Annotated in this window: 1 protein-coding gene; it reads left to right on the top strand. The window is 72.7% G+C overall.

Going from position 1 to position 373, the window contains the following annotated elements; translation table 11 throughout:
- Positions 1-373, top strand: a 373-nt coding sequence (locus QR64_RS15015) for a condensation domain-containing protein (protein ID WP_039585997.1), incomplete at both ends; no start/stop codon positions are given.

Raw genomic sequence — 373 nt, 5'->3', positions numbered from 1 at the left:
GCGCGGCGGTCGCCGACGTGGTGGCGCGGCACGAGTCGCTGCGCACCGTCTACCCGGAGACCGTCGACGGGCCCGTCCAGGTGATCCTGCCCGCGGGACGGGCTTCGGTCGCGATGGACGTCGTCACGGTCGACGAGGCGTCGATCGCCGGGGCGATGGCCGCCTTCGTCGGGCAGCCGTTCGACGTGACCACCGAGATTCCGCTCCGAGCAAGGGTTTTCGAGATCGGTGCCGACGACTTCGTGGTCGTCACGGTCGTCCACCACATCTCCGCCGACGGCTCGTCCGGCGGGCCGTTCGTCCGCGACCTGGTCACCGCGTACACGTCCCGGGTCGGCGGCGGGGTGCCGTCGTGGGAGCCGCCGGCGGTGCA

Source organism: Rhodococcus sp. Chr-9 (assembly GCF_000801125.1).
GTDB classification, from domain to species: Bacteria; Actinomycetota; Actinomycetes; order Mycobacteriales; family Mycobacteriaceae; genus Rhodococcus; species Rhodococcus pyridinivorans.
This window is presented reverse-complemented; position numbering and strand designations above follow the sequence as displayed.